The sequence below is a fragment of the Terrimonas pollutisoli genome (assembly GCF_029360765.1).
GTDB lineage: Bacteria > Bacteroidota > Bacteroidia > Chitinophagales > Chitinophagaceae > Terrimonas_B > Terrimonas_B pollutisoli.
Genome location: NZ_JARKNA010000010.1, coordinates 133077 through 158009, shown reverse-complemented (window position 1 = coordinate 158009; position 24933 = coordinate 133077). Strand labels below are relative to the sequence as shown.

The window sequence follows — 24933 nt, the reverse complement described above, 5'->3', positions numbered from 1 at the left end:
AAGCATAAATTTTACCACTCATCTATTCTAACTCATTCTGAACTATAACCGGATGAATAAAATATTGCAACGGCAACTCCACCAATATTTTGGGGAATTAGAAAAAGTACCAGCAGGACTTACCGGTCTGTTCAATCTTATTAGCGACTCCTACGATTGGTTTGAAAAGGAGTTAGAGACGCCCGATCATTATAACGGGCCATCAAAAAAAACAGTTGATCTTAATGGGAAAAGAAAAGGAGAAAAAGAAGAAATACTGCCTGAATACTTTAGGGAATTAGAAACATTGTTTAAAAATATTGAAGAAGTCGTTTTTTCCATCGACATGCAACATCACCGGTTGTTGCTTATTTCACCATCATGCGAAAGTGTATGTGGATACTCCCAGGAAGACTTTTATCAAAACCCTGGTTTATGGCTGGATATTATTGTCAAAGAAGATAAGGTGGCAATTATCAAAGCTAATCATTTGCTCCGGGAAGGTCAGTTATGGGATGGCGAATACAGGATCACCCCAAAAAACAAAGCTGCAAAGTGGGTTGAAACAAAATTAAAGCCTACCCTTGATCACAATGGCAAACTTCTTCGCATCGATGGCGTGACCGCTGATATTACTTCACGAAAACAAACAGAAGAAAGATTAAGACAAAATGAAGAAAGACTAAGAGCAATATTAAACAATGAGCCGGAATGCGTCAAAGTTGTTGATATATCGGGTCTATTACAGGAAATGAATCCTGCGGGACTAAAAATGATCGATGCGGAAACCGAAGATCAGGTAAGAGGCAATGAGGTTATCGGCCTTATTCACCCCGACGACAAGGAAGTTTATCTGCAACTGCACCGCCGGGTTTGTGAAGGGGAAACAGGCACGGCCAATTTCCGGGTAATCAGCCTGAAAAAAAAGGAAATGTGGATGGAGACCCATTCTGTTCCCTTACGTAACCCGGATGGAAAAATTTATGCGGTATTAAGTGTCACCAGGGACATTACTGAAAAAAGAAAAGCAGAAGAGGTATCCGAAAAGAAAAACAATGAGCTTATTGCCATTAAGGATGAACTGGAGCGAAGTGAACGAAGTCTGAAACAGGCGCAGGCCATGGCGCATCTCGGAAGCTGGGAAGCAGATTTTGATACCTCCGAAAGCAAATGGTCTGATGAAATGTATGCAATTTTTGGCGTAAAGAAAGATGATATCGCTGCTTCGCTTGATGCTTTTCTTTCTTTTGTTCATCCCGATGACCTGGAAAATGTAACCGCAGCAATCAGGAAAGGAGAACAAACCCTGGAAGACTATTCCTATTCCTGTAGTATCATCCGCAGGGATGAAGTAATAAGGCATATCCATGCAGATTACCGGTATATACTCAACCCGGATGGGAAACCTGTTCAACTGCAGGGGATCGTTCATGATATTACGGATAGGCATGGGGCGGAGGAAAAATTCAAAGCCCTGCTTGAAGCCGCTCCCGATGCAATGATAATTGCCAATGAAAAAGGGCGGATTGTTCTTGTCAATCACCAGACAGAAGTTCTCTTCGGGTACAAAAAAGATGAACTGATCAATAAACCTGTAGAAATACTCGTTCCGCAGGAGTTTCGTAATAAACATGAAGGACACCGGGGCCACTATCATAAAGAACCAAGAACTCGTTCCATGGGAGCAGGTCTTGAATTATTTGCCGTGTGCAAAGACGGTACTCGGCTGCCGGTTGAGATCAGTCTTTCACCGCTCAAAACAGCAGACGGTATATTGATCTCTGCAGCCATCCGCGATATCACCGAAAGAAAAGGGGCGGAAGCAAAACTGCGGCATAACGAAGCCCGGCTGAAACAGGCCCAAAGTATTGGACAGATGGGACACTGGGAGGTAAATTTTATTACCAACACTTCGGCTTGGTCTGATGAAGCATACAGGATATATGGCATTGAGCCGGGAGATCGCCCCCTTTCATATAAAGATTGGCTGAGCTATATACACCCCGGCGATGTTGACCATGTATTGAACGAAATCAATAAATCGCAGGAAACATTAAGCGACTCTTCCGTTTATCATCGTATCGTTCGCAAAGACGGCGTGGTCAGGCACGTTCTTTCAGAGGGAAAATATGAATTTGACGCCGGGGATAGGCCTGTGGGTGTGTATGGAATAGTACATGATGTTACAGAACGGAAGCGAAATGAACAGGAGCTAAGAAATCTGAATGAGCAACTGCAAAAGAGAGCCGAAGAATTGGTTGCTTCCAACGCAGAACTGGAAAGGTTTGCTTACGTAGCCTCGCACGATCTGCAGGAACCACTCCGCATGATAAGCAGTTTTTTGCAATTGCTGCAAAAAAAATATAATAAGCAACTGGATGAAACGGCCGGGCAGTATATCAGCTATGCTGTTGACGGGGCTGAAAGGATGAAAAGATTAATCCTTGACCTTTTAGAATATTCGAGAGTAGGTACCAGCCGCGATCAATTTACCGATACGGATATCAACGAAGTGGTCGGCCAGGTATTGGAGACTTTCAATAATAAAATACAGCAAACGGGCGCTTTGGTCAAAGTGCATGCAATGCCTGTCGTAAAAGCTGTCAGAATACAGATGGTACAGCTATTTCAGAATCTTGTCAGCAATTCACTTAAATATAATACTTCTCCCGCCCCGGAAATAGAGATCGGTTGTGAGAAAAAAGACGGAGCCTGGCAATTTTTTGTAAAAGACAATGGAATAGGAATCGATCAAAAATACTTTGAGAAAGTATTCGCCATTTTCCAGCGGCTGCATAATAAAAACCAGTTTTCCGGCACGGGTATCGGGCTGGCAATTTGTAAAAAGATAGCAGAGAAACATGGCGGCAATATATGGGTAGCCTCCTGCCCTGGCAATGGCAGCACTTTTTTCTTTACAATAAATAACGAGTTATACGCTTAATCCAATCCTATGAACGAAATAAAAATCCTGCTGGTGGAAGACAATGAAGGGGATATTATCCTTACAAGGGAAGCCTTGCTGGAAGGTAAGATAAAAAACGAAGTATCGGTAGCCATGGATGGGCAGGAGGCACTGGATATGCTACAGTCGGCCACTTCATTGCCCGACCTGGTATTGCTCGACATCAACCTGCCGAAAATGAATGGGCTCGAAGTACTGGCCGCAATTAAAAAAGATGATCGGCTGAAAATGATCCCCGTTATCATGCTCAGCACATCAGCCTCCGAAAGGGATATCAAGGATTCTTACTCTAACCATGCCAGTTGTTTTATCACCAAACCGGTGGATTACAACAGGTTTATGGAAGTGGTACGCACCATTGAAGATTTCTGGATTACTGTCGTTCGCCTGCCGAACAATATAAAGTGATATGAACGGACTTGCACATACCGCTCCTTTGAAGATCCTGGTAGTAGAAGATAATCCTGGCGATTTTCTGCTGCTGAAGGAAAGTATTTATTTATCCAAAATTGCTATTGCGGATATACAACTGGTGGAAACGCTGACGGCAGCAATTCAGTGGCTTCAGCAACACATACCGGATATTGTTTTTCTCGATTTACACCTTCCAGACGGAGACGGGCTAGATACGTTTGAACAGGTAAAAGAATATGCCACCGGTTCCGCTGTCATTATACTCTCCGGCATGGCTGATACAGGAATTGCATTGGATGCGATAGCTCTCGGTGCACAGGACTATCTTGACAAAGGCGAGTTTGATGAGAAGCTGTTAAGAAAAACAATTACATATTCCATCGAGCGCCGGCGAAGCCTGGAAAAACTTCGGATTGCAACCGAACGATACCACCTCGTTTCAAAAGCTACGCATGATCTTGTATGGGATTGGGACCTTCTAACCGATGAAATTTACAGGGATGAAGAAGCGGTAAAAAAAGTGTACGGGTTTTCTTCCAATGCAGCCATCGGCATCATCAGCGAATGGAACAAACACATTCATCCTGGTGATGCAGCTACGCTGTCAGCAATGGTACAGGAAATAAAAACATCCTCGTGCAAGGATTTTTTTGAAATAGAGTATAAATTTTTAACTGAAAGCGGGGAGTACAAAAATATTTATGATCGTGGTTACATAGTAAGGAATGCTGAAGGAAAACCCGTTCGGCTGATTGGCGCTGCACAGGATGTCACAGAAAAAAGAAAGCTGGAAGCGGCATTGGAAAAATCAAGGCTGCAGCAGCAAAGATCTATTACCGAAGCCACCATCAAAGGGCAGGAAAATGAAAGAGAGCAACTGGGTAAAGAGCTTCATGATAATGTGAACCAGTTACTGGCTGCTTCGCGGCTATATCTCGACAATGCCCTTTCTGCACCGGATGTAAGAAAAGACATGATTTTAAAATGCCGGGAGTTTATTGTGACGGCGATCGATGAGATACGAAAGCTTTCACATACACTGCTCCCCCCTTCCTTCAGAGATTTCGGGTTGACATCGGGCTTATCCAAATTAGCCGTTTATATATCGGAGGCTGCCGGCCTGAGAATATGCCGGGACTGGGATGCTTTTGCCGAAGAAGTATTGCATTATGACCAAAAGCTCACTATCTACCGCATCGTGCAGGAACAGTTAAATAATATTATCAAACACGCCGAAGCCAACCACGTGAAGGTGTCGCTGTGCATAGTCAATAACGGCGAATACGTGCAGCTTTTGATAAAAGATGATGGAAAAGGATTTGACCCTTCTAAAAAGAGGAATGGGGTTGGTTTAAGAAATATCATGAGCCGTGCGGAGATCTTTAACGGCAGCGTGACCATTCAATCATGCCCCGGAAATGGCTGTGAACTAAAAGTAGTTTTCCCGATAATGCAGCCATAACGATAAGGTTAAAATTTTAGCAATCCTCTCTAGTACAGGTACGAAGGAACATAGGTACTTTTCTGTAAGCTGAATTCTACAAAACGGTTATTGAAACAATGACTTCCGATTGGGAGCTTGTTCTATTTTTTTCGGGGATGGCAGGTGCTTACTTTGTATAGTCAACAGCAATCCAATTCCATGAAAAGGTTTTAATCCGTACCCTACTATATAAACCTTAAAACATTTGCCATGGAAAACTCAACCCAAATTCATGAAGTAGCAGACCGCCTGGTCAAATCATTTTTACCTGAAGCCGTCAGCAATCAAAACTTTTTTATCAATGACATTCCCACGACCTTACAGTTCCGCGAAGAGTCACCCGTTGCTGTATCTGTATTGGGAGGTTTATTGTCGGCCATTGCCACATGTGCGAAAAACAGTTGCATCCGCCTTACGGCTAAGTTGTATGGCAATATTGTTTTTATACACGTAAAAAACTCCAACGGTTTTAACAGCCATATCATCCAGGGACGTTTGCAGCAACTGCAAGTCTTAGCCGGAAAAACAAAAGGCGCCGTTGGTTTCACCAGTCATCAGAATGCTGTTACGTCTGTAACGTTTGGATTTTGCCAATGACGATTTTAGGCAAACCTATGCCCATGAATAAAGTCTTTAGCAGGCGGTAGCCGTGCGAAATCGTTTAGCCCGTAACGATGAAGCCGGCGCCCTTGCTTCCAAACCATTCCCATGGCGACCGAACCGATTCCCATGACTTGCCGGATCGCCTTAAATATGCAAAGAGTTTTCTGTATACATAAAAGGGATGCTGAAAAGCCAACTCCTGTAAAGCCACTCTGTACTAAAATAATAGAAATGACAATGGGGAGTCAGGCAAACAATGACGCTCTGGACGGTAAAACCGGCTATTTAATGCTGGTTTCTTTGTGCGGTGATTGATATCCGTATCCTGTGAAAATGCCAATGTGAACTGCACCTGATTCCTTTCAAACCTTAAACCTTTCTATGGAAAAATGTACCACCTCTCTTCCAGGCGCCATGCAACCCGGCAATGCAGAACTCTTCACCCTGGTGAATCAACTCGTCGAAACCTTTGTTGATAAAGCCGCTCACCGGAAAATTTGCCTGGTCAATGAAATACCTGGTCAATTGCAACTAAAAACAGATTTACACATGATGACCTCTATCCTGAATGGTCTTCTTGCCTCGCTTGTTTCTCACGCAAGGGATACCTGCATCCGCTTGTCAGCGAAAAGATATGGCAATGTTATTTTATTACAGGCCAGAAATACGGGTAACCTGAATGCAATGGCGGTGGAAAGCCACTTGCAGGTGCTGCAACCGCTGGCAGAAAAATTAAAAGGATCTATAGCCATTACCAGTCAGCGGAAAAATACCACTACCATCACTTTTGGTTTCTCCAACCTGTCTGCATAATACGGTGCGTGTTTTTGCAAACAGGTAATCATTTACAAAATATACTATTATGACATATCCGGCGTTTAGATACTATTCCACCAATGATCCAATACCTATGAACACAAGTTTCATCAAGTACCCAATTACTCTTTTTTTAGCAGACGATCATAAATTAATCACTGATGCCTGGACTGGTATCCTGAATGCGGATCGCCGCTTCCGTGTAATCGGGTCTGCTAACAATTCAGCAAATGCGCTATCATTAATAACACAATGTCATCCGGATATTGTTTTGCTCGATATCAGCATGACGCCCATTGACGGATACGAGCTTACCCGGTCAATAAAAGAATGCCACAATCACATACAGGTTATTGCCGTTTCTTATTTCGACATGCCGTCCTGCTTCACCAAAATATTGAAAGCCGGGGCAAGTGGTTATGTTACCAAAACTTCTTCCATCGAAGAGTTAAAAGAAGCTATTGTTACTGTGCATATGGGAGAAAAATATGCCTGCTCCGAAATCAATCAAAATATTGTCCGGCAAGTGTTGAGGCCCGATGAGATGACAGCGGCTATAAAATCCCTTACCACCAAGCAACTATCAATAATAGACTATCTGAAAAAAGGATTCTCGTCGAAAGAAATTGCCAGCCTCGCCGGCATCAGCAGGCGAACGGTAGAAATTCACCGGTACAATATTATGAAGAAGCTGGGATTAAAAAATATTGCAGCACTGATCAATGAAATGAATGCAAGAGGTATTTAAATAGCCTGGCCAGCTAAAGTTACAGAACTGAAAAACCCCGGCGAAAACCGGGGTCCAATTAAACACCTGAACCATTTATTCTATACATAAAAAATACAATTTCTTTTTCGGGAATACAAGGCTTTTATACACCGCCCGGAACAAATTCTTACATGAAATTTTTGAAAAGTCAGGCTCTGACTAATATCCCGGTTGCCGTTAGTTTGTCGTGCATTGAAAGTTTCAAAAAATAAAAAAGGTTGAAAGGTTGTGCTGAGATTGCATCTCAGCATCGGCTTCTTTGAAGCCGTCCATCTGTTACTTAAAAGACTCTGCATATCAAAAAAAACAAAACCCCGCCTTTCGACGGGGTCTTACCTTTTTAAGAAACAATGCTAAGGTCGCCTCCACCATTTTACCAGTTGCTTCAGCAATAGCGAGAGTATAAAACTCACAACAGCACCAACACCTGCCAGCACCGCCGTTTTGATCACATCGCCGCTATTGATATTCGCCAGTAAAATAGTAATGGTTCCTCCAACAGTTCCTGTTCTGGTATAGGAATGCTCGTTCATCAGTACCGCTCATTTTTAATGGCGGTTTGACTCACCGTACTGGCTACCATCGCCGCTACAGCCAGGTAACCGGCAACCTGGGTGACTACAGCAGGCAATGCTACAGGAGCGGCAAGCACACCCGTGCTGATAGCCGCCATACCGAGACCAATATTTCTGAGTTTTCTGAAAAACCTTGGCGTGGGTTTATTCATTCTTTTCGCAACCTTGTTCATATTAGTTTGATTGAAATGGTTAAAAAATAAATGGTTTTCAACAGGAATCTGAACAATAGCTTTTAATAAAATGAAACCGGGTAAAAAGATGACAAAATATAATCGGTAAGCATCGGGGAAAAATTATTATCATTCACGATAGTTGTCTCCGTTTAGAGAATGCTCCGGCATACGGATCACAGTCATCGTCTACCCGGCTTCATTGTTACGAAAATTGAATTGTTAGCTACCTCACCTCAATAAAAGACCTTTTGAAATCTGGTTTTCTAAAGTCCCCTCCACCGGAGGGGATTTAGGGGAGGCTCTCTACACTCCATTTACTTTCACCAACGCAAGCGAATTGAATGCACCATTTTTCAATGGATACAAACCGGTATTGACCTGCTGGTAAAACTCGATTCCCAGCGCCAGGAAAAGTGGGTGAGTGCTGTTAGCGGTTATAGCATTATTCAGGTTGATTACTGCTGTCGCTACTGCGTTCCACGGAAGTTCAGCGGTGGCATTGGTGACTACCTCGTAAGTTTCATTTTCAAAATTGATACTGGTTCCTGCAGATACAATTTTAAAATGAGTGGCGCCACCGGGTGCGGCAATCATATTGGCCGGAATAAAAGATGGGATGTCAATTGTCAAAGCTCCCGTCACCCGGTTGATCTCGGCGGTAAACGGTGCAAACAAGGTAGTACCCAATTTGCCGTTGGCATTAAACTCAAATCCTTCCAATAATTCAGCCTCGCCATCGATCACATTCCGCATACCTCTTACATTCACTGCATCAGCCTGTATCACCTTCATCATTTCCCGGGTGAGCCGGGCGATCATCCGGCTATCCGCCGTGTTTTGTAATAATGAACGCAAAGCGGTGCGAAGCACTTTTCCTGCTACACCGGCCCTGCCAAATTCAGCCCCATTTTCACGGGTTCGTTGAAACGCCGGGTCGGTAGCGATCCGGTTGGCATCGATACCACCTTTTTCTCTCGCCAGGTATCCATCACCTGATTTATAAAAAGTGATATTGCCAATCGTTCCTCTCAATGGGATAATTCCCTTTTGTTGTGCCATGATAAAAAAATTGAAGTAAAAAGATCAGCATGTTTTCGGCACATCCTGTTTAAGCCGCATCATGATGTTTGCAATTGCACAACAAGAATACAAAGGCCGCCAGGCGGATTAAAATCAACCGGCCGCATTCGCCATATATGCCAACTAATAACAATAGTACTGGGTTAAACCACTCGGGCCATAGCTGCCGGATTTGCAGGCCACTAAAAAAAATAATGAAGTTGTTTATAGTTATTTTAGGACTAGACACCTCGTATCCCGCATCCCTCTCAAAGCCCACTCAAAGGCCAGTCAAAGCCCACTCAAACCGTCTTCGGCTTTATGAAAAATTCGGAAATGAATTTCGAAATGTAAGGAAACCCAAAAGATAAGGCCCAAAGCAGTTTGAAAACACAGCGGGAAATGGATGGCTGCTTGTTGGCACTGCCAAAGGCCGGTCAATGAATACGGGAATATTCACGATCTCATACAACCACGTTATCGGCAGTTCTGCTTAAGAATAAAATTTCCTGCCGGTAATTGATTTGCCGCTCTTCCCCGGCTTGTTGATATAAGTATACGTAATTGTTTTTTCATCCTTCCTGTCACTGCTGATATAAAGGCATCCGCCAATCGCTCCGGCCATATCATTGATGACCCGCAGGGTTTGCTCGGTCTGGGAGTTGTCAATCTCGATATTTGTCTTTAACTGTACCAGCACAAGCTTGTTGAATAGTTTGGCGCTGACGCTGATATAGTATTGCTGGGAATGATTGGAAGCTAATGTCAAAAGGCTTTTCAGTGCTTGAGAAAGTATTTCCTGTTCGGCAACGATCGGAAGTCCGCGATGCACCTCGTTAAAGATTTGTACATTTTTTCGGGGATATTCTTTTTGCCAGGGAATAGTCGCAGCTAACTCTTGAACAACATCATGCAAATTCATAGGTAGGGATTTCCTTCAATAAAATGAGTAAACGGAAAACGAAGCTAATCCTTAGCAGCAACCTTTTTTGTAGTTGAATTTATCATTCTCCTTAAGTGTTTTCTTTAAAAGCCCTGATAATAACCCTTAATAGTATCAATCGTAGAAGTTTTTTTGAGGCCGGCAATCAACATTATTGCTAATCACCAGCTTGACGAGCCAAATGCATGGCCACACTGCTGAGTTCACCCCCGGATTTTCTAAATTCTTGTTTTCACCGTGTAGTATTCTCAGACCGATTTATAAAATGAAAGCATCACCGGGCCTTAGCAATCAGGCCCGGTTTTTTTATAGAAGGGCTTGCCGGTTTAAAATAAATGAGTTTTGGGTCTTTTCCGGGTAATCAGTTTACTAATTGTTTGTGGGAGCAAATCATGGATAACAGCTCGTAGATAGTAGTATCAAGAGGCTGTCTCAAAAGTTTAATAATTTCACGCAACAAATGCAAAGTGAAAAGCGACGCAAAGATGAATCAATAATTTTCAAATCGTTGCGATCTTTGCCTTCTTTGCGCCTTTGCGGGAAAATACTTTTGAGAAAGCTTCCTCGTGCCTTTCCATTGATACTTTTTACCTTACGAATCTTCCGCCGGGGCGAATGAAGGAAGATCCAAAAATCACGTTAAAATAATGCTCCCGCAATAGTTTATGATTCAGTAATAATGGAGCAGTCTTTACTATTCCTTCACATTTACTTAATCATTCATTCATCTCTGCATAAGACTGCGTTCATATTACAATTTGAATTTCGCCGGGCATCAATAAACTGAAACTAATCAACCTCTCCTTATGCTGCTACGTTTTGTGACCCGCTTTAAAAAAATTCATTTCCTTCTTTTCCTGCTCACGATGTCATTGTTATCAATGGCACAGCGGACCGTTAGCGGAAAAGTAATTGCTTCAGACAATAAGCAACCAATACCCGGCGCTACAGTAGTAGTAAAGGGTAGCAAAACGACAACCGTTACCGATAACAACGGTGAGTTTAGCATCCCTGCCGGTGAAAAAGATTTGCTCATCATCAGCAATGTCGGCTTTGGCATCCGCGAAGTAAAAGCAACCGAATCAGGCAGTGTTGCCTTAATTGCAGAAACAAAAAATCTTGATGAAGTAGTTGTGACAGCATTGGGCATTAAAAAAGAAACCCGGAAATTAGGTTATTCAGTACAGGAAGTAAAAGGGGCAGATCTTTTAAAGGCAAGAGAGCCTAATGCCATCAATGGATTAGTGGGTAAAGTAGCAGGTCTTTCGGTAGGAGCTTCTGCAGAGATACTCGGCAGACCCCAAGTATTGTTAAGAGGTAATTCTATTAATTTCTTTGTGATAGATGGTGTGCCCGTTAACTCCGATACCTGGAATATCAGCCCTGATGACATTGAAAGCTATTCAATATTAAAAGGGCCCACTGCCGCAGCATTGTATGGCAACAGGGCTATCAATGGCGCTATTATTATCAATACAAAAAAAGGATCAAAAGATAAAAGAGGGTTTAGTGTTGAGTTTAATTCCAGCACCATGTTCGACAGGGGATTCAATGCTATTCCCAAAGTACAGGATGAATATGGTCCCGGAGACCACGGCCGTTATTCTTTTGTAGATGGGAGAGGCGGTGGATTAAACGATGGGGACTATGATATCTGGGGTCCTAAATTCGAAGGTCAGTTGATTCCGCAATATGATAGCCCGATTGATCCTGCTACCGGCACCCGCACAGCTACTCCATGGGTGGCAAGAGGAAAAGATAATTTGAGCCGTTTTATTCAAACCGGCTTGTTAAGCACAAATAATATTTCTGTTTCTTCAAGTACGGAGAAATCAGATCTGCGCTTTTCTTTATCCAACACCTATCAGAAGGGCATAGTGCCCAATACAAAACTGAACGGATTTAATTTTAACACATTTATCGGCCATAATTTTTCTCCCAAACTTCGCTTCGAAGCGAACGTAAACTACAACCGGCAGGGCACACCTAATGTTCCTGATGTGAACTATGGTCCCAACAGTATGATCTATAATATTATCATCTGGGGCGGCGCCGATTGGGATATTGATGATATGAAAAATTACTGGCAGCCGGGTAAAGAAGGCGTGCAGCAGATATATGCGGAATATCAGCGTTACAATAATCCCTGGTTCCTGGTGAAAGAATGGCTGCGTGGCCACTACCTCAATTACCTGAATGGCTATACCAGTTTAAGTTTTAAGATCAATAATAATCTCGAAGTTTTAGGAAGAACATCAGTTTCAACCTATGATTTATTAAGAACAGAAAAATTTCCTTACTCCGCCACCACTTATGGTCGTGAAGAAGCAAGGGGAGATTATCGTGAAGATATAAGGAAGCTGTTTGAAAACAATACCGAGTTGCTGGTGAAGTTTAATAAAAAATTCTTTAGTGATCTGAGTATATCCGGTCTCGTTGGTGGTAATGCCCGTAACATGCGGTACAATTCTAATTTTACCACTACCGACTATTTAAATGTTCCGGGTGTTTACACATTTGCTAATTCAAGAAACCCGGTAAAGGCAGCTAATTTTTCTTCAGAGATGCTGGTGCTGAGTGCTTATTCATCGCTTGATGTTTCGTATAAGAATTACATTAATGTCGGAGCCACTATCCGCTGGGACAAATCTTCTGCTATACCCGATAGTAAACCCGGCACTTATCCCTCTGTATCAGTAAGCACTGCTGTTTCTGATTATGTAAAAATGCCTTCTGCTATTTCTTTCCTGAAACTGAAAGCCTCTTATGCAAGTGTAAGGGATGGCGGTACGCAGGCCTATATCGGCCCTGCATCTTATCCCATCGGCTATGGTGCAGCATACACTACAGCCTATGACGGGCCCAGCTATAACCTGGTTAGCAAAGTTTACAATACAAGATTAGATTATAACAATAGCAGCGCTGCTTACTATACGGATAACTTGTATGATGATATTAAAACAGCTAACCGCTCCAACTATGAAGCAGGATTTGATATTCGTTTTTTAAAAAATCGTCTTAGTCTTGATGCGGTCTATTTTACCTATATAGATGGACCACAAATTTTCCGTAACCCAATTTCACAAGCTACCGGTTATACTTCTTTATTTATAAATGCAGCGAAGTATGCTACTAAAGGTGTTGAGTTTACCATTAATGGAAACCCAATAAAAGCAAAAAGCGGTTTCTCCTGGGATGTTTTATTTAACTGGTCGACTTACAGGCAAACCTATAAAGAGTTACCAAGCGATTCGATTCTTGTAGGAGATATTTATGTAAAACCAGGCGACAGGCTTGATATGTACCAGGGCAGAGCTTATGCCCGTACAGAAGATGGACAGATTATTAATGATGGTGGTGGTCGTCCTATTGTTTTACCAAAAAATCAAATACTGGGTTATGCAAATCCTGATTGGGTGTGGGGGCTGACAAATAAATTTTTCTATAAAAATTTCAACCTGGCGGTTCAGATAGATGGACGTGTGGGTGGTAAAATGGAAAATTATATTCGCCGGCAGACTTTCCGAGGTGGCCGTCATATCGAAACAGTGCAGGGAGCAATGGGTGAAGCCCGTTACCAGGATTATCTTGGTGTTAAATCATGGGTAGGTGAGGGAGTAGTGATCACCAGCGGCACTCCAACTTATGATCCTGTTACTGGTCAGATAACTAATTACAAAGACCTGACTTTTGCACCCAACACGACTAAAACATTTTTGCAAGATTATATCAGTCGTTACAACTCACAGGCCGAAGGAAACCTGATGAGTAAAACTTTTGCAAAACTGAGAGAAATAACGCTTGGTTATACATTGCCTTCTTCTATACTTGGCAATTCATTTATTCGTGGCGCTTCTGTTTCCTTTGTGGCAAGAAACCTGTTTTATTTCACTGATAAGAAACATAAGGATGTGGATATTGATCAGTATGCCGGCAGTCAAACCTCCAGCAATTTGCAATCGCCTACTGTGAAAAGATTTGGTTTCAATGTCAATCTTGTTTTTTGATAAACTCATTCTACAACAGTCAAAACTCATTATATGAAATGAGCCATGATAATGCTCATCACCAACCGGGATGATTATTTGGCGAATTCCATTTGGCCAAAAAACAATAAAAAATAAACAAATGAAAAAGCATTTTATAATTCTTGTAGCAGTAGCAGCCTTGATGTTTACTGCCTGCAAAAAGAAATTCGAAGAATTAGAAAGCGATCCTAATTTACCGGAAAAAGTTCCCGCTGCATTGGTGTTAAACGGTATTGAAGCAAATATGGCGGGCTTTCAGCGTCCCTGGAACCTGGAGCAACGCTGGAACCAGTTTGCCTGCTGCAATTATAATTATTATGGCAACCAGGAATACAACTGGGGCGGTGCTACTTTATTTTTCACTTCATTGAAGAATGTGATAAAGATGGAACAAGAAGCAATAGCCGGGGGAGCCAACGATATGAATCCTTATGCGGCGCTTGGCAAATTCTTCAGGGCTTATTTCTTTTATGAGATGACAATGCGGGTTGGTGATCTGCCTATGAAAGAGGCGTTGGCCGGAATAGAGAATCTTACGCCAAAATATGATACCCAAAAAGAAATATTTGTCCAGGTATTGAAATGGCTGGAAGAAGCTAATACAGATTTTTCTGCACTCATCGCTGGGGCCAATAATACATTGCTGGGAGATTTTTATTTTAACAATGATCTCCGTAAATGGCAGAAAGTAGTAAATACATTTCGTTTGCGGGTATTGGTTTCTCTCAGTAAGAAAGCTGCCGATGCCGATCTGAATGTAAAGACGTCGTTCAGCGCTGTGATGGCGGATAAATCAAAATATCCTGTAATGGCTGATATGAGCGATAACCTGCAGTTTGCATGGATCAATCCTTTCAACAAATATCCTATCAATCCGGACAATTTTGGATTTGATGCAACACGTTACAATATGTCATCTACGCATATTGGCCTGCTGACATCATTAAAAGATCCCCGTGTATTTGCTGTTGCTGATCCGGCAGGTTCAAAATTGAAAGCTGGTATTCTGCCCTCTGATCATGCCGCTTTTGTTGGTGCAAGCCCGGCGGAGGATCTGGCAGACATGTCAACTAAAGCAGGACAGGATAACGGTGCAGGGTTTACCCCGGGAGTTTACTCTTTCTATGGCCGCTATCGTTATTACAGAACTTATACTGCAGAAAACACTGCTCTTATTGGTTATCCTGAAATGTGTTTCAACATTGCAGAAGCCATAAATCTTGGCTGGATAACAGGTGATGCTGCCGACTGGTATAAAAAAGGAATACAGGCCTCGATAGGATTTTATGGTATCAAAGACGGAGCCAATGATTTTTATTACCTCAAAGCAGGTGGCAAAGTAAGTGAAAGCGCCGATTATATTAATTACAAAGTGAATTTCAATTTTAATGATTATTATAGCCAGGCTGATGTAACTTATGCAGGCAATAATGCCAATGGCCTTGCGCAGATACTCAAACAAAAATACCTGGCCTTTTTCCAAAACTCAGGATTTGAAGCATATTATAATTATCGCCGCACAGGTATTCCCGAATTTGCAAAAGGTGGTCCTGGTACAGGCAACAGCGGTTTGATACCAAAACGTTTTCAATATCCCGGTACCGAAAGAACAACTAACGGAACTAATCTTGGTGATGCATTGCAAAGACAGTTTAGCGGCAATGACGACATCAATGCAGAAATGTGGCTGATCAAATAAAATTTCAATCGGTTGCGCAGCGGAATAAAGAAAAACTTGTTATAAAAAAGAAGCGGAGCATGCATAGCTCCGTTTTCTTTTCATTTAGCTTTGAGAGCAGAAAAAAGTGGATAAATAAGCAGGATTTGAAATAGTTCAATTCTTAGTAAGATGAGAAAACTATTACCGTTATGACGTCCCATAAGATTCAAAACAGCTTTTTTGAGAGATGATGAAAATGAAGCTGTGATCATTTTATGAAAAAAAAAGAAAATTAAACTTCCTCAATCAACTTAAACATGAGATACACATTTTCAACCATTGCCTGTTTGTTGATTTCCGTTTTATTAAATGGACAGACTGTACAAACTGAAAAAACTCTTTCCAAAAAAGTAATTCTTCCCAATGGCTGGACACTGTCGCCTGCGGGCCGCTCATTACCACTTGGAGACCTGCCGCTGAATATCGCAGTTTCAAAATCAAAAACTCTGATGGCAGTTACGAATAATGGACAAAGTGTGCAGAGCATCCAGTTGATTAATCCTGTAACGGAAAAGGTATTTGATGCAGTTACTGTTCCCAAATCATGGTATGGACTAAAATTCAGCGGGGATGAAAAATATTTGTATGCAAGTGGTGGAAATGACAACTGGATTTTGAAATATGCCTTGTCAAACAAAAAGCTTCGGTTGGTGGACAGTATAAAGTTGGGAGAAAAATGGCCGGAGAAAATTTCACCGGCAGGGATAGAGATAGATGACCTGGCAAAAAAAATGTTCGTTGTCACCAAAGAGAATAATTCTTTATACATCATTGATCTCAGTACAAAAAAGATTACTTACCAGCAATCACTCGGTGAAGCGGCTTATAGCTGTTTGTTGTCCGCCAATAAAAAAGAGCTTTACATTTCACTGTGGGGAGGAAAGAAAGTGCTGGCATTTAATATTGCTTCCAAAACCATTGTTTCAGAAATCACCGTGGGAGAAAACCCTAATGAATTACTGTTATCAAAAACCGGGAAACACCTCTATGTTGCTAATGCAGGAGATAATGCCGTTTCCGTCATTGATATTACACAACGAAAAGTATTGGAAGTTTTAAATGCCGCTTTATATCCTGATGCAGCAACCGGTTCTGCCAGCAATGGCCTCGCCTTAAGCGAAGATCAAAAGACTTTGTATGTAGCCAATGCTGATAATAATTGCCTCGCAGTATTTGATGTTAGCAACCCGGGCTTTAGTAAATCAAAAGGATTTATTCCAACAGGCTGGTATCCTACAAATGTAAAAGTAATTGGTAAAAAAATATTTGTAAGCAATGGCAAAGGCCTTTCATCGAAACCGAACAAAAAAGGCCCGGACCCTTCAAAGACTGATCAGGAAGTAAACTACCAGCATGGTGATTACAGGAAACAGCAAAGTAAGATCGAATACATCGGTGGTTTGTTTAAGGGAACACTTAGCATTATTGATGAACCAACCACTACACGACTGGCTGCCTGGTCCAAAACAGTTTATGACAACACGCCTTATTCCAAAGAAAAAGAAATGAATGCTAAAGGTGAACCTGGGAATCCCATCCCGATGAAAGTAGGCGATCCCTCACCTATAAAGTATGTATTTTATATTATCAAAGAAAACAGGACCTATGACCAGGTATTAGGCGATATGCCCGAAGGCAATGGAGATACCAGCCTTGTTTTATTCGGTGAAAAAATTACGCCCAATCAGCATAAGCTTGCCAGGGAGTTTGTATTGCTCGATAATTTTTATGTGGATGGTGAAGTAAGTGCCGATGGTCACAATTGGAGCACGGCGGCCAATGCCAATGATTATCTCGAAAAAACATGGCCAACAAGCTATGGCGGCAGAGGCGGTAGTTATGATGCTGAAGGCAATCGTGAAATTGCAAACCCTGATCGCGGCTTTATTTGGGATTATTGCAAACGGGCCGGCGTTACATACAGAACCTATGGTGAATTTGCCGATGATTATAAAGCCAACATTAAAGTATTGGAAAATCATTTTTGTCCTTACTTCACCAGTTGGGATGAATCGGTGAGAGACACAACAAGATTTTATCAATGGAAAAGAGAATTTGATTCTTTGCTGGCTGTGAATGCAGTTCCTCGTTTCAACTCATTGAGATTTATCAATGATCACACAGAAGGAGCGAAGCTTGGAAGCCCCACACCTTTTGCTCATGTAGCCGATAATGATTGGGCCGTCGGTTTGTTTGTTGAGTATTTATCCAAAAGCCCGATTTGGAAAGAGACCGCCATTTTTATAATCGAGGATGATGCACAGAATGGCCCCGATCATGTAGATGCCCACAGAAGTACAGCGTATGTAGCGGGTGGCTTTGTAAAAAGAAAGTTTATTGATCACACCATGTATTCCACCAGTTCTATGTTACGAACGATTGAGTTAATACTAGGTTTGCCCCCGATGAGCCAGTATGATGCTGCGGCAGAACCAATGTGGAGATGTTTTACTCCTACTCCTGATCTTTCACCCTTTCAATCAGTAGCGGTCAATGTTGATCTGAATGAAAAGAATACAAAAAATACTGCCGGAGCAAGATTAAGCGAAACTTTTGATTTCAGTAAAGAAGACCGCATTCCCGATCTTGTTTTCAGCGAAGTGATCTGGAAAGCAGTAAAAGGCGAAGACAGTGTCATGCCGGCACCCAGAAGAAGTGCTTTTATAAAAATGGTTGAAGACGACGATGATGATAAATAGGAAATGATGAAAAGGAAATTAATTGTTATAGCATCGCTGTTTCCTGCCGTTATTGTTTCAGCACAGCAGGCAGATGAAAAAAAAGATACCGCCATCCGTTCATTAGATGAAGTGGTAGTGACAGCTCAGCGGCATCAGCAGCAAAGCTTATTGGTTCCTTATTCAGTCAGTACAATGTCGCAGCAGTCTATTGCTGAGAAAAATTCCCGTACTACGCCTGAAGCATTGATGGGTACGAACGGGGTTTTTGTACAAAAAACGAATCATGGTGGAGGCTCTCTTTTTGTAAGAGGTGTTACCGGTAATCAAACACTCATTTTGGTAGATGGCATCCGTTTAAACAATTCTACTTTCCGGTATGGGCCTAATCAATACCTGAATACGATTGATCCTTTTACTATCAAACGTATTGAAGTGGCCAAAGGCACCGGGTCGGTGCAATATGGAACAGATGCGATAGGCGGAGTGGTTCATGTTCTTACAATTGATCCGCAGTTTGCAACTGGAAAGTCCGCATTGCACGGAAGAGTGATCGGTAAATACATAACGGATGATATGGAAAAAACGATCCGGGGCGAAGCAATGTATTCAGGCAAAAAGTTTGCCCTGATCACCGGAATTGTAAAAAAGAATTTTGGCGATTTGAGAGGCGGAGATACAACAGGCAGACAATCTCCATCGGGCTACGATGAATGGTCATTGGATATGAAGGCAAAAATTTTGCTGAAGAAAAATATTCAGCTAACCCTGGCTAACCAGTTTTTGCAGCAAAAAAATGTTCCGGTTTATCATAAAATAGTTCTTGAAAATTTTGCAGTGAATGAAATGGACCCGCAGCAGCGGTTGCTGAGTTATGCGAGAATGAATATGCAGGGTAAGTCTTCTTTTTTTAAAGAAACAGAAATAACTTTTTCGTATCAACAAAGCATTGAAGGACGAAACAGCCGTAAGAATGGAAGCAGCAGTTTGCGCAAAGAAAGAGATGAGATCAATACCATTGGATTTACTGCCGATGTTTTTTCTGAATTTACGAAAGTATGGACAGCCAATTCGGGTGTTGAGCTTTATTACGATAATGTCGGCAGCACAAGGCAAGATATCAATACGCAAACGGGAATATCAGCATCCAAACGTGGATTGTATCCTGATGATTCCCGATATGGAAACTATTCATTGTATTCGTTGCATCATGTTGGTTTTGGCAAATGGATCGTGGATGCCGGATTGCGGTTCAATACCTTTGACATCCGCGTCAGCGACACAACATTGGGCAATGTAAAAATTTCCCCATCGGCATGGGTGGGTAATGCGGCGCTGATGTACCAGCTTACCAAAAACCAAACCGTTTATGCAGCATTTAGCAGTGGTTACCGGGCGCCGAATGTGGATGATATGGGTACATTGGGTATTGTGGATTTTCGTTATGAGCTGCCAACTTCTGACCTGAAACCCGAGAGATCGCAGCATACAGAACTCGGATATAAATTTCAGGCAAAGCGTTTAAGCGGAACAGTGGCGGCTTATTATATGCATTTAACCGATCTGATCTCAAGAGTAAAGATGGATGGTCAGGTGATTGGCGGTTACCAGGTGTACCAAAAAGAAAATACTGAATCTGCTTTTATAAAAGGAATAGAAACAGAACTCAACTGGAATGCAATAAAAAATATAAATATCACCGGGGGCATTGCGTATGCTTACGGACAAAGTTTAAGCAGGAATGAACCATTGCGCCGGATTCCGCCTTTCAATGGCCGATTAATGAGTACTTACAGAAATAATAAATGGTTTGCAGCAGCCGAATTACAGTCTGCTTCCAGTCAAAAGAGATTGGCGCAGGGCGATAAGGATGATAACCGTATTCCGGCAGGCGGTACGCCGGGCTGGAAAGTGTTTAATTTATTTGGCGGATATAAATTTTCTATAGTTCAATTAAATGCAGGAATCCAAAATATTTTTAATGAGGATTATAGAACGCATGGATCAGGTATCAATGCAGTTGGAAGAAGTGCCTGGCTATCTGTGAACTTTAATTTTTAAATAGCTGCGTGCCCAGCCTGCCGGGCAGGAGGGATGGTGAAGATGTAATACTGGAGAAGCAGCAGACGTTGGGTTTTGGGCTGTATGGACAGTTGATTATGAAAGAACAAGAAGTACTTCAAACAATAAATGCCGGCAACTTCTTATAACCAAAGCACAGGAATGGCATGTTAACCGAAGGTGCATACCGTTTCCTGCCACTATTTTTATCTTACCATTTCTAAGTTAACTGCTCCGCGATTGGAGTTGGGGTAGAGCCGGAAGTATCTTTTTTAGTGATTTCGGTTTTTGTTGACTTGACCGTCTTTGATTTTTTTTCTTTTACCCCTTCGCTCAGCAATTTGGCGGCTTTTTTTATCCGGTTGCCCCATTTTTTTTCTCCCACATGCATTTTCAGCCATTCCATATTACCGGATAATTGATTAAATACCTGCAGGAATATTTCTTTTTTCAGCGAAGTTTTTTTGCCTTTCGTTTTTTTGCCGTCAGCCATTTGTTTACAATTTGATAACTTAAAAATAATGCATAGCGGCGTCATCCAATGTTAAGTTTTAAGAGCCAGCTCCCGCTTGTATACAGAGGGGGGTTAGTTAACACTATCATAATTAACTGGTAACATGCCGGTAAACTGATTGCCTTACGTTGCCATTTCAAATTTATAATCAGCATGACAACTAAAACTTATCTACTGCTTGCAGCAACATCGCTGTTAATGGCTTCCTGCCGCAAAACATTTGAACCTGTTGCAACGGATGAATTGCCCACCGAAAAATTACTGTCCCGCTTTTCGCATGTGAAAGAAAACATTGGCAGCTTTTCGTTGGCCGGGTCCATTGATATTGGCGATTTGGGCGCCGCAGAAATTTCGGCCTTTGATCCGGAGACAAACAAGCTTTTCGTGGTAAACAACTCTGCCGGTAATAATCGCATCGATGTGATTGACTTTGCTGATCCCACGCAGCCGCAATTTCTCCGCAGCATTAGTGTTGCTCCCTACGGTGGTTTGGTAAATAGTGTAGCTGTAAAAGATGGTTTGCTGGCTGCGGCAATTGAAGCCATACCGAAAACAAATGCAGGCAAACTTGTTGTCTTCAATACGGCGGACGAAAGCGAAGAAAAGGTGATAACGGTAGGTGCATTGCCCGATATGGTTACCTTCAGTCCCGATGGCAAATATATTCTTACAGCCAACGAAGGAGAACCCAATACAGATTATTCAATTGATCCTTTGGGAACCGTTTCGATTATTGACCTGAAGAATAGTTATGCCGCTATTACACTTGATTTTTCATCGTTTGCCGGGATGGAAGAAGAGTTAAAAAGTAAAGGTCTTCGCAAGTTTGGTCCGGGTGCCTCTTTTGCGCAGGACATGGAACCGGAGTATATTACCATTGCGGCCGACTCAAGAACGGCCTGGGTAACATTGCAGGAAAATAATGCCATTGCAAAGATTGACCTGCGGGGCAAAGGCATTACAAATATCTTTCCATTAGGATTTAAAAATTATAATCTCCCGGAAAACGCAATCGATCCCAGTGACAGGCCGTTAGGCGCCGTTAGTTTTAATCCCTGGCCGGTATATGGTATTTATATGCCTGATGCGATTGCAGTGCTTGAAGACAATAAAGGCATCCCCTATTTATTTACCGCCAACGAGGGTGACGCAAGGGAGTACAGCACTTTTGCGGAAGAAACAAGAGTCAGTTCTTCTTCGGTTGTATTAAATCCTGTCTTGTTTCCCAATGCCGCGTCACTCAAATTACCGGAGAACCTGGGCCGCTTAAATATTACCAGCACATTGGGCAAGAATTTCACCACCAATAATTATGATGCACTTTATTCCTTTGGCGCCCGTTCATTCAGCGTATGGAACGGCAATACCGGTGACATCTTGTTTGATAGCAAAAACGAACTGGATAAGAAAGCGGGCCTCGCTGGTTTTTATGATGATGACCGCAGTGACAGCAAGGGCACCGAACCTGAAGGCATCGCCATTGGCGAAGTAAATAAAACGCAGTTGGCTTTTGTTGGTATGGAAAGAGCTGATGCGGTAGCTATTTACGATGTGTCCAATCCTTTGCAGCCGCAGTTCCTGCAAATATTGGAAACGGGTGATGCACCGGAAGGAGTGTTGTTTATTTCTGCGAAAGACAGTCCCAACAAGCGCAGCATACTGGTGGTGAGTTCAGAAAATGATGGCAAGGTCAAAGTATACATGCCGGCCTTACTCGATTAAGTAAAGAAAACTTTACAGCATTTTTTTAGTTGTATCCAGTGCGAAGCCCCACCATACCGGCGGGACCTCGCAACTTTATTTAAAAAAGATGAATTCAAGGCATGTCTTTTTCCAATAATCTTTGACGGCAATTAGTCCTGAAAAATACAAGGCAAAAGCTAATTGGACACCACGCCGATTAAAAATTTAATACAGGCGGCAGGAACAGTGAAATAACTTTGTTTAAATTTTCAACCATGAACTGGCCGGTAATAATTATCATTGGTATTGTCGCCATTGCATTCATTGCTTTCCTGGTTTGGCGAAATGTAAAAGATGAGAAACAATTTGAAGACCAGCTAAAGCAGGATTATCACAAACCTAAAGATGAAGAAGGCGATGCGGAGATTGACCAGGTAATGAAGTAGTGGGATAATTTTATAACTGCAACTCCGGTTTTTCTCTCTTCAGTGAAGAATAGACATTGTTAAAAAGATAATCCAGGCTCTGCGGCACTGTCTTGCTATAATCCATCTTTAAACTTTTTCTTTCATTCATCCATTTATAAAAATGATTGCTGAATTCGGCGTCCAGGTTTGTCAGCGTTAGTATGCCGAGTTGTTTCAACGCGGCTGCATTACATTGTTGTTCATATTGGCTTCGTATCGGTATGCTGATGATTTTTTTGCCCATATGCAATGCTTCCGCTGGTGTTTCAAAACCTCCGCCGGTGATAATGCCGGAACAATGAATAAAGCTTTTGTTGAATAGGGCCTTGTTGACCGGAAGCAGGGTAATATGTCCATGTGTTTTTGGCTGCGTTGTTTGAGAACAAAAGATCTCGAACCGGGTATTTGTAAACGGACTGAAGATCGAGAGAAGCTGTGGTTCGCAATAGGAGGGAAGATATACGGTGATATAACCGGCGTCGGTCGGTTCAGCGTCCAGTATTTCCCTTTTAATAACTGGGGTGAAAATAAAATCATCATAGGCTTTAAAATGAAGACCGATATTATGAGTGGCTTTTGCATAATTTTTCAGCACCCATTCACCCGCCTTGCTTCTTATCGCAGGACGTGGTGTATACATTGATTGAAAGCTGGCCTGGTGCCCGAAATTGACGGATGGAATTTTCTTTTTGGCACAGGCGGCTGCGGTGATATAATCAAAGTCGTTAATGACAAGATCATATTTTTCAACGGGCAGATCCCTGATCTCCTGTTTTAAGCGCAACGGCTGAAACTCTTTAAACAACTGCCAGAAATCCAGGCCACCATTGCAATTATAGTATAGGCTCAATCCCTTGCTACGGTATTTAATAGGTGCATCCAATGCCAGGTTACTATTGTTGCCACTCAGGAATATATCCACGTTGCCATACTGTTGCAGGTGTGGTAACAATTCCATCGCCCTGCTGATATGACCGTTGCCTGTAGCTTGTACTGCATAAAAGATTTTCATCTTGTAAATTTTTTACATCGCCGTTTTTTGCAATGCCAGTGAATGGAGATAGATAGCTATTTCATTTGTCATCACTTCGGGTTGCGGTTTGGCGGGTAATACTTCCACCGTTTTCATAATGGCAGCGTCGTAGTTATAAATATGCCAGTCGTCATCATGGTATTCTAAAGCGGTGAGATGTTCTACCCAATCACCGGAATTCATGTATGTGACACTGCCTTTGTCGTTAGTGATTATTCTTTTTTGTGGCTGATGAATATGGCCGCAAATGACGCTGTCGTAATTTTTTTCAATGGCCAGTTCGCCTATTAGTGTTTCAAATGCCTCAATATTCACCATTCGTTTATTAAACTGCTCCATGATCTTTTTAGATAACGATAATTTTTTCTTTCCTATGAGTTTCATGACCCAATTGACAAAGCCATTAAAGGCCAGCAATGATGCATAACCGTTACTGCCCAGTTTTGTCCACAATTTTGCCTGTCCTCTGGTAGTATGATCGAACACATCGCCATGAAAGATCCAGGTCATCTTGCCGTTAATTTCGATAACTACTTTATCGGTCAATTGAAAATTGCCAAGATGAATATCCGAATAGCGGCGCAGCATTTCATCATGATTGCCGGTGATATAGATCACCCGGGTACCACTGGAAAGCAGGGTGAATATTTCCTGTATAACGGCCATGTGAACGGCAGGAAAATAATGTTTGCTGAATTGCCATCCATCAATAATGTCACCGTTTAAGATCAGTAGCCGGGGTGAAATGCTTTTGAGATAAGTGACAAATTCCCTGGCACGGCTGGCATAAGTGCCGAGATGGAGGTCGGATACTACTGCAACATCAACGGGGCGTTTTTGCATTTCAGAGGTTTGGCAAAGATTGACATTGTATTTAAACTCTGTATTACGGTAGTATTATACAATTGTGATGAATAGAAAGACAAAGAATGAGTTTTGTAAAGAGCTTGTTGCCGGTATATTTCTT

General features: G+C 42.1%; 19 protein-coding genes. 12 read left to right on the top strand and 7 right to left on the bottom strand.

What is annotated here, in order from left to right; translation table 11 throughout:
• The first annotated feature begins 52 nt into the window (after nucleotides 1-52).
• From P2W73_RS16550 to P2W73_RS16525, 6 genes are all read left to right on the top strand, one after another.
• Nucleotides 53-2923: a PAS domain S-box protein gene (locus P2W73_RS16550; RefSeq protein ID WP_276503192.1), complete on the top strand. Its 2871-nt coding sequence runs from the start codon at nucleotides 53-55 to the stop codon at nucleotides 2921-2923.
• 9 nt (nucleotides 2924-2932) lie between these two features.
• Nucleotides 2933-3352 (top strand): response regulator, encoded by a 420-nt coding sequence (locus tag P2W73_RS16545; protein ID WP_276503191.1) that lies wholly within the window; start codon nucleotides 2933-2935, stop codon nucleotides 3350-3352.
• A 1-nt stretch (nucleotide 3353) separates the two neighbouring features.
• Nucleotides 3354-4820: an ATP-binding response regulator gene (locus tag P2W73_RS16540; RefSeq protein ID WP_276503190.1), complete on the top strand. Its 1467-nt coding sequence runs from the start codon at nucleotides 3354-3356 to the stop codon at nucleotides 4818-4820.
• A 231-nt stretch (nucleotides 4821-5051) separates the two neighbouring features.
• Nucleotides 5052-5438 carry a hypothetical protein gene (locus P2W73_RS16535; RefSeq protein ID WP_276503189.1) on the top strand — a complete coding sequence of 129 codons (387 nt, stop codon included), beginning with the start codon at nucleotides 5052-5054 and terminating at the stop codon, nucleotides 5436-5438.
• Nucleotides 5439-5825: 387 nt separating this feature from the next.
• Nucleotides 5826-6257: a hypothetical protein gene (locus P2W73_RS16530; protein WP_276503188.1), complete on the top strand. Its 432-nt coding sequence runs from the start codon at nucleotides 5826-5828 to the stop codon at nucleotides 6255-6257.
• Between the two features lie 49 nt (nucleotides 6258-6306).
• Nucleotides 6307-7008, top strand: a complete 702-nt coding sequence (locus P2W73_RS16525; RefSeq protein WP_276503187.1) for a response regulator transcription factor — start codon at nucleotides 6307-6309, stop codon at nucleotides 7006-7008.
• Between the two features lie 374 nt (nucleotides 7009-7382).
• Here the strand turns inward: P2W73_RS16525 and P2W73_RS16520 are convergent, their stop codons facing one another.
• The 4 genes from P2W73_RS16520 to P2W73_RS16505 form a co-directional block, all read right to left on the bottom strand.
• A complete protein-coding gene (locus P2W73_RS16520; RefSeq protein ID WP_276503186.1) occupies nucleotides 7383-7562 on the bottom strand; it encodes a hypothetical protein in 180 nt (59 codons plus the stop codon).
• Nucleotides 7562-7777 carry a hypothetical protein gene (locus P2W73_RS16515; protein WP_276503185.1) on the bottom strand — a complete coding sequence of 72 codons (216 nt, stop codon included), beginning with the start codon at nucleotides 7775-7777 and terminating at the stop codon, nucleotides 7562-7564. The genes P2W73_RS16520 and P2W73_RS16515 overlap by 1 nt, the downstream gene beginning before the upstream one ends.
• 306 nt (nucleotides 7778-8083) lie before the next feature.
• Nucleotides 8084-8839 carry a hypothetical protein gene (locus P2W73_RS16510; protein ID WP_276503184.1) on the bottom strand — a complete coding sequence of 252 codons (756 nt, stop codon included), beginning with the start codon at nucleotides 8837-8839 and terminating at the stop codon, nucleotides 8084-8086.
• A gap of 493 nt (nucleotides 8840-9332) precedes the next feature.
• A complete protein-coding gene (locus P2W73_RS16505; protein ID WP_276503183.1) occupies nucleotides 9333-9761 on the bottom strand; it encodes a hypothetical protein in 429 nt (142 codons plus the stop codon).
• A gap of 827 nt (nucleotides 9762-10588) precedes the next feature.
• Here P2W73_RS16505 and P2W73_RS16500 point away from each other — a divergent pair.
• The 4 genes from P2W73_RS16500 to P2W73_RS16485 all read left to right on the top strand — a co-directional run bounded on the left by P2W73_RS16500 (nucleotide 10589) and on the right by P2W73_RS16485 (nucleotide 20269).
• Nucleotides 10589-13789: a SusC/RagA family TonB-linked outer membrane protein gene (locus P2W73_RS16500; RefSeq protein WP_276503182.1), complete on the top strand. Its 3201-nt coding sequence runs from the start codon at nucleotides 10589-10591 to the stop codon at nucleotides 13787-13789.
• 121 nt (nucleotides 13790-13910) lie between these two features.
• Nucleotides 13911-15509 (top strand): SusD/RagB family nutrient-binding outer membrane lipoprotein, encoded by a 1599-nt coding sequence (locus P2W73_RS16495; protein WP_276503181.1) that lies wholly within the window; start codon nucleotides 13911-13913, stop codon nucleotides 15507-15509.
• Nucleotides 15510-15787: 278 nt separating this feature from the next.
• Nucleotides 15788-18229 carry a bifunctional YncE family protein/alkaline phosphatase family protein gene (locus P2W73_RS16490; RefSeq protein WP_276503180.1) on the top strand — a complete coding sequence of 814 codons (2442 nt, stop codon included), beginning with the start codon at nucleotides 15788-15790 and terminating at the stop codon, nucleotides 18227-18229.
• Nucleotides 18230-18235: 6 nt separating this feature from the next.
• Nucleotides 18236-20269, top strand: a complete 2034-nt coding sequence (locus P2W73_RS16485) for a TonB-dependent receptor plug domain-containing protein (RefSeq protein WP_276503179.1) — start codon at nucleotides 18236-18238, stop codon at nucleotides 20267-20269.
• Between the two features lie 220 nt (nucleotides 20270-20489).
• Here P2W73_RS16485 and P2W73_RS16480 read toward each other — a convergent pair whose 3' ends face one another.
• Nucleotides 20490-20762 (bottom strand): hypothetical protein, encoded by a 273-nt coding sequence (locus tag P2W73_RS16480; protein ID WP_276503178.1) that lies wholly within the window; start codon nucleotides 20760-20762, stop codon nucleotides 20490-20492.
• Nucleotides 20763-20936: 174 nt separating this feature from the next.
• Between P2W73_RS16480 and P2W73_RS16475 the strand changes: the two genes are divergently transcribed.
• Nucleotides 20937-22505: a choice-of-anchor I family protein gene (locus tag P2W73_RS16475; protein ID WP_276503177.1), complete on the top strand. Its 1569-nt coding sequence runs from the start codon at nucleotides 20937-20939 to the stop codon at nucleotides 22503-22505.
• A 236-nt stretch (nucleotides 22506-22741) separates the two neighbouring features.
• Nucleotides 22742-22912 (top strand): hypothetical protein, encoded by a 171-nt coding sequence (locus tag P2W73_RS16470; RefSeq protein WP_276503176.1) that lies wholly within the window; start codon nucleotides 22742-22744, stop codon nucleotides 22910-22912.
• 10 nt (nucleotides 22913-22922) lie between these two features.
• On the opposite strand, the gene P2W73_RS16465 is transcribed toward P2W73_RS16470, so the two are convergent.
• Nucleotides 22923-23945 carry a glycosyltransferase family protein gene (locus P2W73_RS16465; protein ID WP_276503175.1) on the bottom strand — a complete coding sequence of 341 codons (1023 nt, stop codon included), beginning with the start codon at nucleotides 23943-23945 and terminating at the stop codon, nucleotides 22923-22925.
• Between the two features lie 12 nt (nucleotides 23946-23957).
• Entirely contained in the window at nucleotides 23958-24809 is an 852-nt protein-coding gene (locus P2W73_RS16460) for a UDP-2,3-diacylglucosamine diphosphatase (protein ID WP_276503174.1), read from the bottom strand.
• Nucleotides 24810-24933 lie beyond the last annotated feature (124 nt).

What these genes read in the sequence shown, in the direction of transcription:
- P2W73_RS16550 (WP_276503192.1), top strand. Translation starts at nt 53, where the DNA reads ATGAATAAAATATTGCAACGGCAACTCCACCAATATTTTGGGGAATTA.
- P2W73_RS16545 (WP_276503191.1), top strand. Translation starts at nt 2,933, where the DNA reads ATGAACGAAATAAAAATCCTGCTGGTGGAAGACAATGAAGGGGATATT.
- P2W73_RS16540 (WP_276503190.1), top strand. Translation starts at nt 3,354, where the DNA reads ATGAACGGACTTGCACATACCGCTCCTTTGAAGATCCTGGTAGTAGAA.
- P2W73_RS16535 (WP_276503189.1), top strand. Translation starts at nt 5,052, where the DNA reads ATGGAAAACTCAACCCAAATTCATGAAGTAGCAGACCGCCTGGTCAAA.
- P2W73_RS16530 (WP_276503188.1), top strand. Translation starts at nt 5,826, where the DNA reads ATGGAAAAATGTACCACCTCTCTTCCAGGCGCCATGCAACCCGGCAAT.
- P2W73_RS16525 (WP_276503187.1), top strand. Translation starts at nt 6,307, where the DNA reads ATGACATATCCGGCGTTTAGATACTATTCCACCAATGATCCAATACCT.
- P2W73_RS16520 (WP_276503186.1), bottom strand. Translation starts at nt 7,562, where the DNA reads ATGAACGAGCATTCCTATACCAGAACAGGAACTGTTGGAGGAACCATT.
- P2W73_RS16515 (WP_276503185.1), bottom strand. Translation starts at nt 7,777, where the DNA reads ATGAACAAGGTTGCGAAAAGAATGAATAAACCCACGCCAAGGTTTTTC.
- P2W73_RS16510 (WP_276503184.1), bottom strand. Translation starts at nt 8,839, where the DNA reads ATGGCACAACAAAAGGGAATTATCCCATTGAGAGGAACGATTGGCAAT.
- P2W73_RS16505 (WP_276503183.1), bottom strand. Translation starts at nt 9,761, where the DNA reads ATGAATTTGCATGATGTTGTTCAAGAGTTAGCTGCGACTATTCCCTGG.
- P2W73_RS16500 (WP_276503182.1), top strand. Translation starts at nt 10,589, where the DNA reads ATGCTGCTACGTTTTGTGACCCGCTTTAAAAAAATTCATTTCCTTCTT.
- P2W73_RS16495 (WP_276503181.1), top strand. Translation starts at nt 13,911, where the DNA reads ATGAAAAAGCATTTTATAATTCTTGTAGCAGTAGCAGCCTTGATGTTT.
- P2W73_RS16490 (WP_276503180.1), top strand. Translation starts at nt 15,788, where the DNA reads ATGAGATACACATTTTCAACCATTGCCTGTTTGTTGATTTCCGTTTTA.
- P2W73_RS16485 (WP_276503179.1), top strand. Translation starts at nt 18,236, where the DNA reads ATGAAAAGGAAATTAATTGTTATAGCATCGCTGTTTCCTGCCGTTATT.
- P2W73_RS16480 (WP_276503178.1), bottom strand. Translation starts at nt 20,762, where the DNA reads ATGGCTGACGGCAAAAAAACGAAAGGCAAAAAAACTTCGCTGAAAAAA.
- P2W73_RS16475 (WP_276503177.1), top strand. Translation starts at nt 20,937, where the DNA reads ATGACAACTAAAACTTATCTACTGCTTGCAGCAACATCGCTGTTAATG.
- P2W73_RS16470 (WP_276503176.1), top strand. Translation starts at nt 22,742, where the DNA reads ATGAACTGGCCGGTAATAATTATCATTGGTATTGTCGCCATTGCATTC.
- P2W73_RS16465 (WP_276503175.1), bottom strand. Translation starts at nt 23,945, where the DNA reads ATGAAAATCTTTTATGCAGTACAAGCTACAGGCAACGGTCATATCAGC.
- P2W73_RS16460 (WP_276503174.1), bottom strand. Translation starts at nt 24,809, where the DNA reads ATGCAAAAACGCCCCGTTGATGTTGCAGTAGTATCCGACCTCCATCTC.